The sequence below is a fragment of the Sphingobium sp. GW456-12-10-14-TSB1 genome, assembly GCF_059424385.1.
The window spans coordinates 690,303-706,704 of sequence record NZ_JBWKZI010000001.1; the positions used below are offsets into that span (position 1 = coordinate 690,303).

General features: G+C 62.6%; 2 protein-coding genes (1 of these 2 running past the window's edge). Both read left to right on the forward strand.

Going from position 1 to position 16,402, the window contains the following annotated elements; all coding sequences use genetic code 11:
- Nucleotides 1-16,075, forward strand: the end of a protein-coding gene (locus AC07X9_RS03340; protein ID WP_086485479.1) for a putative Ig domain-containing protein. The gene continues 21,026 nt to the left of window position 1, outside the view; 16,075 of the gene's 37,101 nt are visible here — the last part of the coding sequence; the start codon falls outside the window, past its left edge; its stop codon occupies nt 16,073-16,075.
- Nucleotides 16,072-16,374 carry a DUF3467 domain-containing protein gene (locus AC07X9_RS03345; RefSeq protein ID WP_017182489.1) on the forward strand — a complete coding sequence of 101 codons (303 nt, stop codon included), beginning with the start codon at nt 16,072-16,074 and terminating at the stop codon, nt 16,372-16,374. Before AC07X9_RS03340 ends, AC07X9_RS03345 begins: the two co-directional genes overlap by 4 nt.
- The last annotated feature ends 28 nt before the right edge of the window (nt 16,375-16,402 follow it).

Consider the following 16,402-nt stretch of genomic DNA (forward strand, 5'->3'; position numbering starts at 1 on the left):
GGCCTTGTTGACGATCGACCCGCTTGGCGGCTTCCCCGGCATTCCGCAGGGCGCGACCGGCCAGACCGACGATGGCCGCTTCCTGATCGACCTGTCGGGCGCATTGCCCGCCGATGGCGTGCTGGAGGCAGGGGAAAGCACGTCTGGCCGTACGGTTTCGATCACGACCTCGGCCAATCGACGGCTTGATTTCGTGACCGGCATCGTCGCGAACGCCGTTCCCAACACCGCGCCGTCCTTCGTCAGCGTGCCACCGCAATCGGCGACCGTCGGCACGCCGCTTAGCTATCAGGTGGTGACGAACGACGCGGAAGGGCAGGCGGTGTCCTTCGGATTGCTGACCGCGCCTGCGGGCATGACGATCGACTCGACGACCGGCTTGCTGGAATGGACGCCGCCTGCGGGGACGGCATCGCTCGCGCCGGTGGTGATAGAGGCTTTCGATTCACGCGGCGCCGTGTCGCTGCAACGCTTCGTGCTGGCGATCGCCGGGGGCAATCGCGCGCCGGAATTTGTCTCGTCCCTTTCCGCCGTGTCGAGCGGGGAAGGGCAGTTGTTCGAATTCGAGCTGGTTGCAGTCGACCCTGAATCGCAGCCGCTGACCTATTGGGCGGATGGTCTGCCTGCCGGGGCGACCTTCGATCCGGCGACACGGGCATTTTCCTGGTTGCCAGGCTATGAATCGGCGGGGACATATGATGTCCGCTTCTTCGTCACCGACGGCCTGTCGCGTGACGAAGTGGTCGTCACCCTATTCGTCGCCGAACGGAACGAGCCGCCGCAGGTGGTGCCCGTCGCCGACAGGATCGCGCGTGAAGGCGACTTCGTCAATTTCCGGATCAACGCCAGTTCGCGCAGCGACCGCGAACTATCCTATGGCGCGGAAACGCTGCCCTTTGGCGCGACGCTGAACCCGACGACCGGCGAATTTTCCTGGACGCCCAACTATATCCAGAACGGCGTCTATGACATTGCCTTCTTCGTCACGGACGGCGAAACGCTGGTTCGGTTCGTCACGAAAATCACCGTCGAAAATGCCAATGCCGCACCCGTGTTCGACCAGCTTGACGGATGGCAGGTGCTGGAAGGGCAACAGCTTGCCTTCAACATATTCGCCTTTGATCCCGACAACCCCTATTATACCCCCGCCCTTCGCAACGGCGAAACGGGCGAGGCGGTCGAGACCAGCGAAACGTCCCGGACAGTCACCGTCGAGTTGATCGGCGATCTGCCGCCCGGCGCGACTTTTGATCCGGACACCTATGATTTCACCTGGACGCCGACCAATGCGCAGGCTGGCGATCATGTGGTACGTTTCCGTGCGACCGATGACGGCAATGGCACGGGCGTTCCGCTGACCACGGACATCATCGTCCCCATCAGCGTGTTCAACCAGAACCGCCGTCCGGTGGTAAGCCCGATCGAAAATGCGACGGTCGCCAAGGACGCCGTCTTGGAAATTCCCGTCAGCGCCACGGATGCGGATGGCAATCCGCTGGTCCTGGCCCTGCGGAACGAAAGCCCCTTCCGTCCGCTGCCCGATTTCATCACCTTCGTCGACAATGGCGACGGCACCGGCAAGATCCGCGTTGCGCCGGGTGCCAATGCACGGGGGGATCATGTCGTCATCCTCACGGCGACCGACGACGGGGACGGAACGGGTGAACCGCTGGCGGGCGGCTATGCCTTCACGATCAAGGTCACCAGCCCCAACGAGGCACCGGAAATCGGCTATATCGGCGACGTTGTGGCGGTGATTGGCGAGACGATGAAGGTCATCGTCAATGTCACCGACATGGACCAGGATGCGCTGACCTATGCTGTTGCCGGACTGCCGGGCGCAACGATCATGCCGACCAGCGTTTATGGCCGGGCGCTGATCGAGTGGACGCCCACACTGGCGCAGGCGGGCACGCATGATGCTCTGGTCACCGTAACCGATTCCGGTGGCGGCGCGGTTACGCCGGTAAGCGACACCGCCGCGTTCAAGGTGGTCGTGCGCGCGACCAATACGGCCCCGCAGCTTGCGCCGGTCGGCAACCATAGCATCACGGAAGGCGAAACGCTCTCATTCACCCTGGGCGGTGCTGACGCGGACAATGACAGCCTGACCTTCACGATGAGCGGCGCGCCCGATACGGCCTCGCTCGATCCGGCTACCGGCGCATTTGTGTGGACGCCGCCGCTCAATTCCAGCGGCGAATATAGCATTACCTTCTCCGTCAGCGACGGCCATTCAAGCAGCAGCGAAACGATCATATTGACGGTCGCCAATGCCAATCAGGCGCCTGTGTTCGTGCCGATGGGCCTGCAACTGGCGCGGGAAGGCGCGCCGATGGTGTTCCGCATCATCGCGGGCGACCCCGATGCCGATCCCGTCATCTATCAGGCGCCCAACGGCTTGCCCGAAGGCATGCTGTTCATCCCCGCGCGGGGCGAAATTCAATGGACGCCGGGCTATGCGCAGGCCGGTGATCATATCCTGCGCTTCACCGCGACCGACCCGCTGGGCGCTGTCGATACGATCGACGTCACGGTCAGGGTGGCCAATGTCAACCGCCTGCCGGTGCTCGACGAAGGCTTCCACGCCTTCCTGATCGGAGAAGAAAAGCGGTTCACCGTCCGGGCGAGCGATCCGGACAGCGAAGATGTCCTGACATTCTCCGCAGAGGATTTGCCCGAAGGGGCAACCTTCGATGCTGTCACCGGCGAATTTGTCTGGACCCCCGGTCCCGGCCAGGCGGGCGATTATGCCGTCACGCTGATCGCCGATGACGGGCGGGCAAAGGTCCGGCAGACCATATTGCTGCGCGCCACGATCGAGCCGGTGCCGCCCGTGGTCCGCCTGGAACTGACGCCCAGTTTCCCGGCGGCGCCGGGTCAGAATGTGCTGATCCATGCCGTGGCCGACAGTCTGGCGGACATCACATCCCTGCGCGTTCAGCTTGACGGTCAGGACGTGCTGCTCGACGCCAATGGTCGGGCGACCGTGGTTGCCGGCGCACCGGGCAAATATGTCTTCACCGTCACCGCGCGGGATGCAGATGGTGGTGATAAGACCATCACGCAAAGCTTCAAGGTCCGCGATCCGCTGGACAAGAATGCGCCCAGCGTCTTGTTCGACGGCGCGATCGATGACGCTATCGTTACCTCGACCCTCGCGATTGCCGGGACCGTCGACGACAGCAATCTCGACCGCTGGACGCTGCAACTGATCGACGGGCAGGGCGATGTCACCCTGCTGGGCGAAGGCGGTTCCAATCTGACAGGCACGCTCGCGACGCTTGACGGGCGCAGTCTGGCGGATGGATTCTATCGCCTGCGGTTGACCGCTACCGACATTTCCGGTCGCACCAGTGTCGACACGGCGATGATCGAACTGCGCACCGGCGCTGACAAATTGTCCCGCTATACGACGCAGCATGTCGATATATCGACCGTGCTGGGCGGCGTACCGTTCGATCTCGTCCGCGCCTATGACAGTATCACCGGCAAATGGACGTTCCTTGGGATCGACGCCGATATTGTGACCAGCGTCGGCACCCAGCCCAATGCGGGCGGCGCGCTGCCCGCGTTCGAGATTGGCACGCGGCTGTTCCTGACCTTGCCCACCGGCGAGCGGGCGGGCTTTACCTTCAACCCTGTCGAAGAGGTTATTGGCGGACAGACTTTCTACCGCCCCGCCTGGATAGCCGATGGCACGCATGGCTGGCAGTTCAGCTCGATCGATGTGCAGCTTCGCAAGATTGGCGGCAAATTCTACGATGTGGATAGCGGGGCGGCCTATAATCCGGGTTCGCCGTCATTTGGCGACCGGGACTACGCCCTGCGCGCGCCCGATGGCACGATCTACATCCTCGATAGCCAGCGCGGCACGGTCGAAATCCAGAAGGCGGAAGGCAAGCTGCTGATCGGCGACAGCGGCGTCACCGCGCTGGGCGGCGATGCGCTGCGTTTCCTGCAGGACGCGCGCGGCAATGTCACCCAGGTCACCGATGCGTCGGGCAAGGCCAGCATCTATAGCTGGGACGAGGATAACCGGCTGACCGCATTGCGCGACCTCGTGACCGGCGCTGGCATCCGTTACGGCTATGTCGATGGGCGGCTGGCGCTTGAAGTGCCTTCGTCGGGGACTGGCAAGCGGATCGTCTACGCTTCCGACGGCACAGTCGCGACCGAAGCGATTGTCGCTGATCTGGCTACTCCGGCAAAGTTCACCGGCCAGACGATATCGGGCGATCTTGGCGCAGGCGGGGCTGAAAGTTTCGCCTTCACCCTGCGTGAAACCGAACTGGAAGGATTGCCCAATGCCTTCGTCATTCTGAGGGTAGAGACGACGGGTTCGGTCACGCCGCAGATTGCGGGGCTATCCCCCCTGGCCAGCGCGCAGGCGGGCGGCAAGGTCGTGACGCTGTTTGCGCTGTCCACATCGGGCCTGAACGAATTGCGGATTGCCGGCAGCGGCGCCTACGCCTTCGAAATGCGCGCTGCGGGCGACATTAATGGCGATGCGAAGGTAGACGGACTGGACAGCGCCGCCGTGGTCGCGGCCCTGGCCGGATCGGACATCAGTGGCGATGGCGTGACGAACGCGACCGACACGCAGATCGTCGCTGCCAATTATGGGTTCCGGGCGAACCAGTCACCCCTGATCGCCCCCACCATTCCGACGGAAAAAACCCATGTCGACTTGCAGCGCTATGTCGACCTGACCAAGCTGGCGACCGATCCCGATGGAGACCGTCTCTATTTCCGGGTCGTCGGGGCAACCGGCGGATCGGCGGCTCTTGCCGCTGACGGGCGTGGCGTCCTGTTCACGCCGACCGCTGGCTATTCCGGCGCGGCTTCGATCCGTTTTTCGGCCGATGACGGCTTTGGCAGCTCGGCGGAAGGTGTCATCGACATCAATGTTTCCGACGCGGCCTTGCGGTCGTTGAATTTCGCGCAGCGCCAGCCTGCCTTTGCGGCTGCTGGCGAAAGCGGCGGCGTGGCCCTTATCGGTCAGTTCGCCGATCAGGCCGATGTTGCGCTCCCCTATTCCTATGTGACGGCGAGCGTCGGCCATCCCGACATCGTGCGTCTGGGATCGGACGGGACATTATTGGCTCTGGCCCAGGGTGCGACCTATTTGAAGGTTTCACGCGGCAACATTGCGGCGGCCACGTCCCTGACGGTGGGCGATCCCAATAGCGTGCGTGAGTTGATGACGCAGATTTACGGGATCAACGCCTATCCAGACAGCGTGACCCTGTTGCCCGACGGTGGTTCGCGCGCGATCATCACCAGCCTTGACGTGACGGAGGAAACCTTCGCCAACGGGGCGGCGGCGGGGACCGTCTATGTGTCGGCCGACAGCGCGATCGTGACCGTGGATGAAAACGGGCTGATGCGCGGTGTGGGTGCCGGATCGACCTTTGTCACGGTGATCAACGGGTTCAGCGAGGACCGGGTGATGGTGTCCGTCGCACCGCCGGTCATTGGCGACGATGTCGCGGTCAACGGCGCTGCTGGCGCGATTGTGCAGAATGCCGATGGCGTCCAGATCGCCTTTGGCCCAGGGGCGCTGAGCGGCGATGCCACGGTGACGATCGATACGCTGACGGAGGCTGAGCTGCCCATCGTCATGCCAGCGACCGATGCATTTCATTTCCTGAGCGCGTTCGACCTTCAGGTCGATGGCGCGGAATTCAACGATACCGTGCAGATCGCCGTGCCGGTAGCGGGCAATGTGGGCGATCAGGTCTGGTTCTTCGCCAGCGTTGATTTGCCGCTCGGCCCGAATGGCGAGACTATCCCTGTCTGGACGGTGATCGATTCAGGCGTGATCGATGCCGACGGGATGGCGCGGGCGAAATCGCCGCCCTTCCCGGGCCTCAGCAGGCGCGGGGCCGTCCTGGTGGCGGGGGCGGCCAAACCGCTGCCGATCCTGCGGCTGAACGTCGGCTTCACGGCGCTCAATGCGCTGGTATTCGCGCCCGCGATCGGCATTGCCGCGGTTGGTGGCCTGGCTGGCGCGACGGTCGCGCTGGGTCTGGCTGGCGCCGCGCTTGGATCGGTGGCGCTGCCATTATTTGCGCAGCTCAAGGAAATCCAGATTTACGCCGATCTGGCGAAAGACCAGGCAGCCGTCCGCCGTATCGACCTGTCGCCCGAATTCACGCAAGCGGAGCTTAACGACGGCAAGACGATCGTCGCCAACTTCCCGCCGCAAGCCTTCCAGTCCGACAAGGGGCCTGTGGTCTCCAGCGTGTCGACGCTGGTCGCCAATGACGGGAGCACGGCCGTCACGATAACCGGCCTTGACTTCATCGATGGCGAAGCCGGGTCGATCAGCGCCAAGAGAGACAATGTCCGCGTCGTCCTGACCCATGGATCAAAGCGCGTTGTCATATCCGACGCGGTGATAACGGGCGAAGTTGGCGCGGTGCAGCAACTCAAATTCACCGCGCCGCCCACTGTCCTGCTGGGGGCCAGCGATGTCACGATCGTGCGCCCGGCAGTCGGCTCGTTCGGTTCGGCGAGCGGCGAACCCAATGATTTCACGGAACTGGTGGAAAGCGCGGTCGTCAAGATCGACAATAAGGCGGGATATGCCTTTGTCGGCGATGCGAACGGCGTTCAGATCATCGATCGCAAGCTCTCGTTCGAAGAATCCCAGCCCAATGACGAATTGATCGCGCGCATCGATCTGGGCGCGCCGGTCAGGGAAATCGTCGTGACCGGCGATCTCGGCGCGGCATTCGTCGCGACCGAAAAGGGCATTGCCGTCATCGATACGCTGACGCTGCGCCAATATGACCTCAACCCCAATAGCAACGATGATTTCATCAAGGTCGAAGGCGGCGTTGTCACAGCGCTCGCGGTCGATACGGAGAATGGCTATCTCTACGCGGCCGGGCTGGGCAAGGTCTATGTCATCAACATCGATCCGGGCCGGGACAATTATCTTAAGGTCGTTGGCGATCCGCAACATACGCTGAACATGGAAATCACCAGCCGGGGTGAACAGTTCGGCCATATCACGAGCATGGCATTGAACGCCGACGGCACCCGCCTCTATGTCGGCCTGCCGGTGTCCGAAATGTTCGGTCAGCGCCCCTGGATCAACAATCAGAACAGCGATCCCGGCCTGATCATGGTCGTCAACGTCAATGAAGAGCAGCGCCCTGTCGAGGGTGAGGCCAATATTCATGGCTGGCGTACGGTCGTCGACAAGGTGGCGTCGGGTATCGAAGTGTTCGATATCCAGCCGACGGTCGATCCGAACAAGATGGTGTTCGTTGCCCGTGGCGATCGCAATCGCGGCGCCAAATTGCTGGAATATACGCCAGCCGGCACGCATATCGTTACCCAGATCGGTACCCTGACCATGGGTCAGGAAATCGGCGTGTTCGAACAACCGTTCACCATCGGTGGCCTGGTCGTCAGCGTGGACAAGAAGCGCAGCACGGATGAAGGCCGGTTTTCGATTGGCCGGGTGCCGGACCTGAACGTCCATAATGCGTCTGGCATCGCGGTCACGCCGGACCTGGAATATATGTTCGTCGCCGATTGGGGCGTCCCGACCCTCTATTGGTATCGCGACCTTGATTATTCGCAGCTGGTCGACGAATTTTATCGGGTCGGGTCCAAAATCCTTGTGATCAAGGATCCCTTCGGACCGAACCGCCAGCTTGTCGGCGCGACGACGCCGGTACCCTTCGCGTTCCTGGAAGAACTGCGCGTCGATAGTTCCGGCACCAAGCTTTATGCCAATTACCGGGGTGCCGGTAACATCGTCATCATGGACATCAACAAGGTCCGCGACATCGCCAAGCGTAGCGATTTCGACAAGCTGCTGGTCGAATTCCAGGACAAGGCGATCGACAATCCCAACTATCCGTTCGACATCTATAATGAATCCACCGGACAAGGTGCCGTGGATGTCACCCGTCATGGCCGCGGGCTGGCGCTTAATGCGATCCAGGCGCTCAACCTGATCACTCCGACGACCGAACTGGATATTCACGGCGACAATCCGCCGCCTCTGACGTTCAAATGGGAGTTTGATCCCACGCTGATGCCAGCCGGATCGGTGATGAAGACCAGCTTCTATCTCAGTTCGCTGGCGCCCGGTGACGGGTTGTGGCCCGACGATCCCATCCGTGAACGGGGCGTGTTGCAACAGCCCGACTGGCAGGGTGCCGACAAGCACCCCAGCCGCATCTTCACCAAGGTGAATCTGGAAGCGGGCAAATGGCGGGTTCTGGCGAGCGGCGAAGTGGTGCCGGACGGGGAACTGCCGCCCGGCAAGTTTGAACTGACCTTCGATCCGGAGTTCGCGCGGGTTCTGACCGGCGGGCAGACCTATTTCTGGGGCGTGCGGTCAACCGAATTTGGAATTCGTGATTTCCGGCAGTTTACGGTTCTGCCCGATCAGGCGCCAGCCGGCACCTTTAACGGCGTCACCGTCCTGACCCACGGATTCCAGCTGGACGGCATCTGGACCGACAATGATTCCTTCCACCAGCCTGCCGCGTTCCAGGAAATGGGGGAGATGATTTCACGCCTGGGCGGGGGCGGTATCGTCCTGCTCTATGACAAGAATGAAGGCACATGGGCGGACATGAGCGACCCGACCAGGGTTGTCACCGGTGATATGCTGGCCGCCTATGCGGGCAAGCCTGTCGTGCTGATTTCCGATTGGGTCCGCGAATCCGCCCATGCCGAAGCGGGCTTCTCCGAAGCTGCCGCCGACTCGCTGTTCGCCGCGCTCATGGATCTGGACGCTGAATCGAACAACATGTTGCTCAGTTCGCCATTGCATTTCATCGGCCATTCGCGCGGCACGGTGGTCAATAGCGAGATCATTCAGCGCCTGGGCTATTATGGCCGGGTCACGAGCGGCATTCACATGACCACGCTGGACCCGCATGATTTCGTGCAGGATTCGCTGGATATTCCGGTCAACACGCTGCTCAACATTGCCAAGGCCTATAGCAGCTTCAAATCGCTGGCGCTTGCCGTGCGATCGGTCGCTACCGCGGTGGGGGCTGTCGGTTCGGCGGTCGGCTCCGGTGGCCTGACATTGGTCGCGACGGGCGCGATCCTGGGCGGCGTCGGCAAGGGCATGGTCGAAGCGGCAGGCGCCGCCAAGATGGCGTTCCGTATCCAGAAGTTCCAGGATCTGGCGCAGACATTGGGCATACAGCTCGACCCGGTGAAGTTCGGCGATTTCCTCGATCCCGACGTCAAATTGTGGTCGAACGTCAGTTTCAGCGACAATTATTATCAGGATGCGGCGTCGCAGACCTTCACGACGGCGACGCCCAACGGGCGCGACATCGGCCCGACGGATATATCCCGCTATCTGGGTGGCGTGGTGCCGGGTGTATCCGGTTTCAATCTGGACGATTTCGCCGGATTGGGGGCAGGCGGCCCGCATAGTCGCGTCTGGCAATGGTATGCCGGTACGATCGACACCAACATGACCAAGTTCCAGGGTCTGGATATCTATCGGCGCATCACCGACGATGGCATCCGGCCCAAAGTATTCGGCATACCCTCGCTCGATCAATGGAATATGGAACCTTGGTACTTTGTCGATCCGGCCAAGGTCACCAGCCCCAGCATGTCGGTGCGGATCGGTGCGGCGAACCAGATGGTCACCGGCAATACGACGTCCACGACCCATTTCAACATCACAGACGGCGTCGGCACCGGCTGGTTCTATTCCGTCGCAGGCGGCGGGGCGGACTTCCGGCCGATTATCAGCGGTGGCGAGGTGGACGTCACCACCGACAATAGCGAAGCGCCCAATCCCGGTGGTTCTGCCGTCCAGAGCATCTTCAACGGCAATTTCGAACAGGGCACGCGCGAATCCCTCAACGTCCATCTGGAACGCATTGCGACCGGCGAACTGGATGACGATGCCGGGCGCTTCCCGATTTCCTACGAAATTCCAGGCTTCGCATTTCATGGCGGGCAGGGGTTCAAGCTCGACCTGCTCGGCCTGCCCGACGCCGACGCCATCGGCAACATCGATGTCGCTGCGCTGTTCATGGTCAACACCAATCCCCAGGCGCTGGTCAAGAAGGTGCTGGTCAAGATCTGGGAGGACTTTTTCGACAGTCAGGTCAACCTGGCCAACCAGATCACGATCGGCAATTTCAAGCTGCCGACGCTGAACTTTGTCGAAGCGAAGCTGGCCGCCAAGGTGGTCGGCTGGGCCGGTTTCGATGCCGGCAAGAAAATCGACATGGTCAACAAATATTTCAAGGCGACCAACAAGGTATTCAAGGCCGCCGGTATTGCGACGGAAGCGCTGAACGATGGTCTGAACACGCTGGTCGAAAGCACCGGCGTGACGATGTCGCTGGGTGCCGATACGAAGGATGAAGCGGGTCTGGAGCGGCTGAAAGCCTATGTCTCCAACGCAATCGAAAACGGCTTCGACAAGCTGTTCCCCAACCAGGACAATTATTCGCTGATCATGGGGGCCAGCGCGGCGCTCACAAAGATCATCGACTCCTTCCTGCCCGATGGCGACATCTGGGAAGCGATCAAGATGGAAACGCGCAGAATTCTGCCGGGTCTGGATTCGATCACCCACAATTTCGTCTATGTGCCGAAGGACCAGCCCTATCTGACCTTCAAGATCTACAAGCCCTATATGCTGCAACCCGGCGCGAAGATCCGCGTGCGGTTCGAAGGAGCGGGGCTGCCCACCATCGATGCGCTGGTCGCCAATCAGGAAGAGGGCGCGCGTCAGGTCGATCTGGGCACCGGCATGTTCACGTCCAGCGAATTCTCCGTAATCGTCCCTGACGAATATAAGGGCCGTTCGGCGACCATCACCATCACCCATGAAAACATGGCGCCGACGGAGGAAGACAAGCAGGATCTGGAGGACGCGGCGTTCATCGATGCGATCACCGATGCTGCCAAGGATCTGGGCACGGCCGTCAGCCAGATCTATCTGCTCGACGATCTGCGCTTTACGACGGTCGCCGCGATCAACGGGGTCATGCCCGGTTCGCCGCAGGTCGCGGCCGAAGGGGTCGCGATCACGCCCGCCGCTCCGGCCGTCACGCTGGAACAATTGGCCAGCCTCGTCGATGACGCGCGCCTTGCGTGGATCGCAGCGGGGATCAGCGACAGCGATGCGCAGAAATTGGCCGACCTTGAATTTGCCGTGACCGATCATCAGGGTGCGGCGCTGGCGGTTCATTCGGGCCATGTCATCACGATTGATGCGGATGGCGCCGGGCATGGCTGGTTCATCGATATTACGCCGGACGGATCGAGCGAGTTCCTGACGTCGGGCGGACGGATGCTTGCGATCGACGGTAGCGCGGCGGCAGGGCGCTACGACCTGCTCACCGTGCTCATCCATGAAATGGGGCATGAACTTGGCCTGTCGGAATTGCCTACCACGACCATTGGCCGGGTGATGAATGAAGCGCTGGGGCTGGGTGAACGGCGCTTGCCAGGTCTGGCTGACCTGCCGGTCGTACCGGTCGTACCGGTCGCAGCGCCAGTCGCGGGTGCCATTCGCACCGTTACGTTGACGGGGACAGGCAGTTCGGTGCCGGTTGTCGTGGTTGGTGCGCCGTTCGCCTTGCTGCCTTCGGGGACGCCAGCGACCGCGCCTTTCCAGAATGGCGATTTTGGTACGGCGACGGGCTGGTCGCCAGTCGGTGGCGGCGTCGTGTCCGGCGGAGTGGGCGTCCTTGCCGAGGACAGCCGTTTCCTGTCCTCGCTCAACCAGAAATTCGTCCTGCCCAATGGCGCAACGGAAATCAGTTTCCAGATCCGGTCTGCGGTGCTGGGGTCGAACAATGCGCTGCCGCCTGATGCCTTTGAAGTGGCGCTGCTTGATCCGGTCACGGGCCAGTCGCTGCTGGGCGATCTGGACGGGCTGGACCTGTCCGACGCCCTGCTCAACCTTCAGGCCGATGGGTCGCTCTACCTTGCCCCCGGCGTGACCGTGACCGGCAATCCATTGACGGGCAGCGCGACGGTGACCGTTTCGCTTGCAGGGGTCGACCGCAGTAACGGCGCGTTGCTTTCCTTCGACCTGATTGCGATGGGTGACCTCGACAGCCGCGTGACCATCGACAATGTCGCGTTCGTCGCGGTGGCGAATAACGCGCCAGTCGCGACCAATGACAGCGGCAGCGGCGATGAAGATCAGGACATACTCATCGATCTTCTGGCCAATGACAGCGACGCCGATGGCGATCTGCTGAGCATTGCGATCCTGAGCGGCCCGGCAAATGGCACGCTGATCCCGCCGACCGTGACGGGGGGAGCGTGGACCTATCGCCCGGATGCGAATTTCGCGGGAGCGGACAGCTTCACCTACAGCATCACCGACGGGCTGAGCGCGCCGGTGTCGGCCAGTGTCGCCATCACCGTGAACGCGGTGAACGATCTGCCGGAACTGGCCGTGGTGCAGGATCGCAGCGCGGTACAGGGCAGCTTCGTCACGCTCAATCTGCTGGGAAGCGACGTAGAGGATGTCGCATCGGGCCTGACCTACGCGCTCGTCTCCGGCCCAGCCGGTGCCAGCGTCAACCCGTCGGGCCTGTTGAGCTGGACAGCGGGTCTGCCGGGCATCGAGAATTTCACCGTGCGCGTCACTGACAGCGACGGTGGAATTGCCGAACGCAGTTTTGCGATCACCGTCGTCGCGCCGGGCAACGAAGCGCCTGTCTTTGCCGCGCTGCCGGATCGGGATGTCAATGCGGGATCGCTGTTCACGCTCCAACTGGCCGCAAGCGATGATGATGATGCCGCGGCGGATCTGACTTATACGCTGATCGCTGGCCCAAGCGGCGCGACGCTATCGCCTGCCGGCGAATTGCGATGGGTAGCGACCGGAAGCGGCCCCCATCAGGTAACAGTCCGCGTGACCGATCCCAAAGGCGCGTTCGACCAGCGGAGTTTCGTCCTGAATGTCGTGCCGGTCATCGGCAACACCGCACCGACGCTGCCTGTTCTTGGCGATGTCGCGGTTGAAAGCGGCAAGCTCCTGATCCTGCCGATCACGGCCAGCGACAATGAGGATGTCGCCGAAGCGCTGACCTATTCGCTGGTCAGCGGCCCCGATGGCGCGGCCATATCGGCCAGCGGCCTGTTCAGCTGGCAGGCGGGCAATCCCGGCTCCCAGACCGTGACAGTGCGCGTCACGGATACGGGCGGGCTGATTGCCGAGCGCAGCTTTGCGATTCTGGTCTCGAACCCTGCGCCTATATTCGCGCCGATCGCCGATCGCTCGGTATCGACAGGCGGCAATGTCGCGATCACGCTTTCGGCCACCGACAGCAACCATGGCGCAGCGCAGCTCGTCTATTCGCTGGTCAGCGGTCCGGCAGGCGCAAGCGTGACGAGCGATGGGCAGTTCAGCTGGACGGCCGCCGGGCTGGGCAGCCAGCCGGTCGTGGTTCGCGTGACTGACCCGCTGGGCGCATCGGCGGAGACGGGCTTCAACATCGAAGTCACGAACGTCGCGCCGGTGCTGGCCGATGTCGGCCCGGTCGCCGTGAACGAAGGCAGCGTGCTTTCGTTGCAACTGGTCGCCAGCGATACCGAGGATGCGGCGGCGGACCTGACCTATACATTGATCGCTGGCCCAAGCGGCGCAACGCTGTCACCCACGGGCGAATTGCGATGGGTCGCGACCGGAACCGGCTCCCAGACCGTGACAGTGCGCGTCACGGATACCGGCGGGCTGATTGCCGAGCGCAGCTTTGCGATCCAGGTCTCCAACCCCGCGCCTATTTTCGCGCCGATTGCCGATCGCTCGGTACAGACGGGCGGCAATGTCGCGATCATGCTTTCGGCCACTGACAGCAACCATGGCGCAGCCCAGCTCGTCTATTCGCTGGTCAGCGGTCCGGCAGGCGCAAGCGTGACGAGCGATGGCCAGTTCAGCTGGACAGCCGCCGGGCTTGGCGCTCAACCGGTCGTGGTTCGCGTGACCGATCCGTTGGGGGCGTTTGCGGAAACGGGCTTCAATATCGAAGTCACGAACGTCGCGCCGGTGCTGGCGGCTGTTGGCCCGGTCACGGTGAATGAAGGCAGCATGCTTTCGTTGCAGCTCGTCGCCAGCGATGCCGATGATGCAACTGACGACCTGCTATTCTCGCTCGTCTCCGGACCAGCGGGCGCGACGCTGACGGCTGGCGGGCTGCTGAACTGGCGCCCTGCCGACGGCGGGGCGGAGGCGGCCTTTACCGTCCGCGTGACCGACCCCCATGGCGCGCAGGCGGAACAGAGCTTCAACGTCGCCGTGGCCGATGTCGCGCCGGTCCTCAGCGTGTTTGGCCTGACCACGATATTGACCGGCAAGACCTATACGATCGCGCTGGGTTCGAGCGATCCGGGCGACGACCGGCCGATCGAATGGGTCATCGACTGGGGCGATGGCACAACGCCCACATCGGTGGAAGGCAGCGCTACCGCTGCAAGCCACATCTACGCAGACGACGGCAATTTCCTGGTCAGCGCGCGCTTGCGCAATGACGATGGCAGCTTCTCGGCGACACCGCTCGGCGTCGTCGTCAATGATCCGCCATTGCTGCGGTTGACGCAGGCGGGCTTTACCGATGGCGGGCTGGTCGTGCGTGTTTCCGAACCGCTGGATGCTCTGGCAGGCAGCCAGGCGGTGCAACTCACCGACGGCAACGGCAATTCGCTCGCACTCACGCTCGGCCTCGCGACGGACGCGCTGGGCTTCACGTTGACGCGCGCCGATGGCAAGCCGCTGCAATATGGCAGCTATGATCTGGTCATTGCCGACGGCGCATTCATCAGTGCGGATGGTTCGGTGCTGGATGGCGATAATAACGGCTTGGTCGGTGGCGTCTATCGCACGCGCCTGACCTTCAGCCAGTCCATGGCGGGCAGCGCGCGCCTGCCCGACTTCATGCGTGGGCCGGGTGAGCATGTCGACGTGCCGTTTGCCGATAATGCGGGGCTGAAAGTCAGCTTCGCCAGCCAGGGCGGCGTCAAGACCATGACATTCACGGTCTTGTACGATCCCGCCCTGTTGCGGGTCGATGGCGTGTTGCCGGGCGCCGATCTGCCTGCGGGCGCGAGCCTCGGCTTCGTGACGGAGGCGGCCGCTGGCGGCAAGCGTCTGGCCTGGATCAGCGTCAGCAGCGATACGCCGATCGCTGCGGGCGACCGCTGGATACTCAGCCTAGATGCGACCGTGCCGGACACGGCTCCTTACGGGTCGAGCGAAGTGCTGGAAGTGAAGGTCGAAGCGATCAACGCGGCTGCTCCCTCCGCAACCGAGGATGATCAGGCGCTGCAACTGGTCGGCTATTATGGCGATGCCAATGCAGATCGTCGCCAGACCATGGCGGATCTGTGGCTGGCGACACGGGTGGCGCTGAACATCGACAAGGGCTTTGCGGCATGGGGCGACGCGCCGCCCGCGCTGGTCGCTGACATTCGCGACCATCGCCCATTGGCGAACCCGCTGCTGCCGGACATCGAATCCACCCCGGTCAAACCAGCGCCATTGTGGCAATCGCAGGTCGTGCTTCCCCCCGATTTCGGTCCGATCACCTACGGATTTTACGATGCGGTGGATCGCTGGGCGCAGGATATTCGAGCGACGGATTCGGCATGGTATGAAGTGGGGATGGACGGCAAAAAGCAGGATCAGTCCGACGCCACTGCTCCAGCCCCGGCAACAGGTTCCGACACGCCACCATCCCCGGCGTCGACACCAGCGCCTGTTGCGCCAGTGCCGACAGCGTCGGCCCCCGTGGATGACGCCGTCACGGCAGCGGCTGTCGCCGGGGCCGCGCCCGTACGGGCGAAAATCAACATGAACGCGCAGCCGGTTGCCAGCCGGATGATGGCCGCGATGACGGACGCGGATGATCAGTGCGCGACATGGCTGTCGCGCTTCCTGCTCGACAATGGCGATAGCCCTGCATGTTCCACGACTGATGATTTCCTCCCCATTCTCATTCCCGGTCTCAATCAGCCGAGAGAGAAGGCGGGCGACAAGCGCCGCAGGGATGCCATGCGCACAAGTGAAGGGCCTTCGGGCGAACTGGAGAAAAGCGAATGAATGACAAGTCCGCGACGGCCAAGGGACAGGCCGCGCCGCGCCAGCAGAAGCTTCGGTTCAACAGTGCCAATGTCAAAAGCAGCTATTGCAACATGTGCAACGCCACCAGCACGCGGGAGGAAGTGGTGCTCAATTTCGGGGTGAACCAGAATTGGGACCAGCCCAGCACTACGCCTGCGGAACTGGAGGTCGATCTGCAACATCGGATCATCCTCAGCCCCTTTGCCGCCAAGCGGTTGAGCGAGGCGCTTTCGCAACTCGTGCGTGACTATGAAACAAGATATGGCAAACTCGCCTGAGGTCGATGTTGTAGGACGCTGATGGCGT

Coding starts and splice junctions, on each gene's coding strand:
- AC07X9_RS03345 (WP_017182489.1), top strand. CDS start 16,072: ATGAATGACAAGTCCGCGACGGCCAAGGGACAGGCCGCGCCGCGCCAG.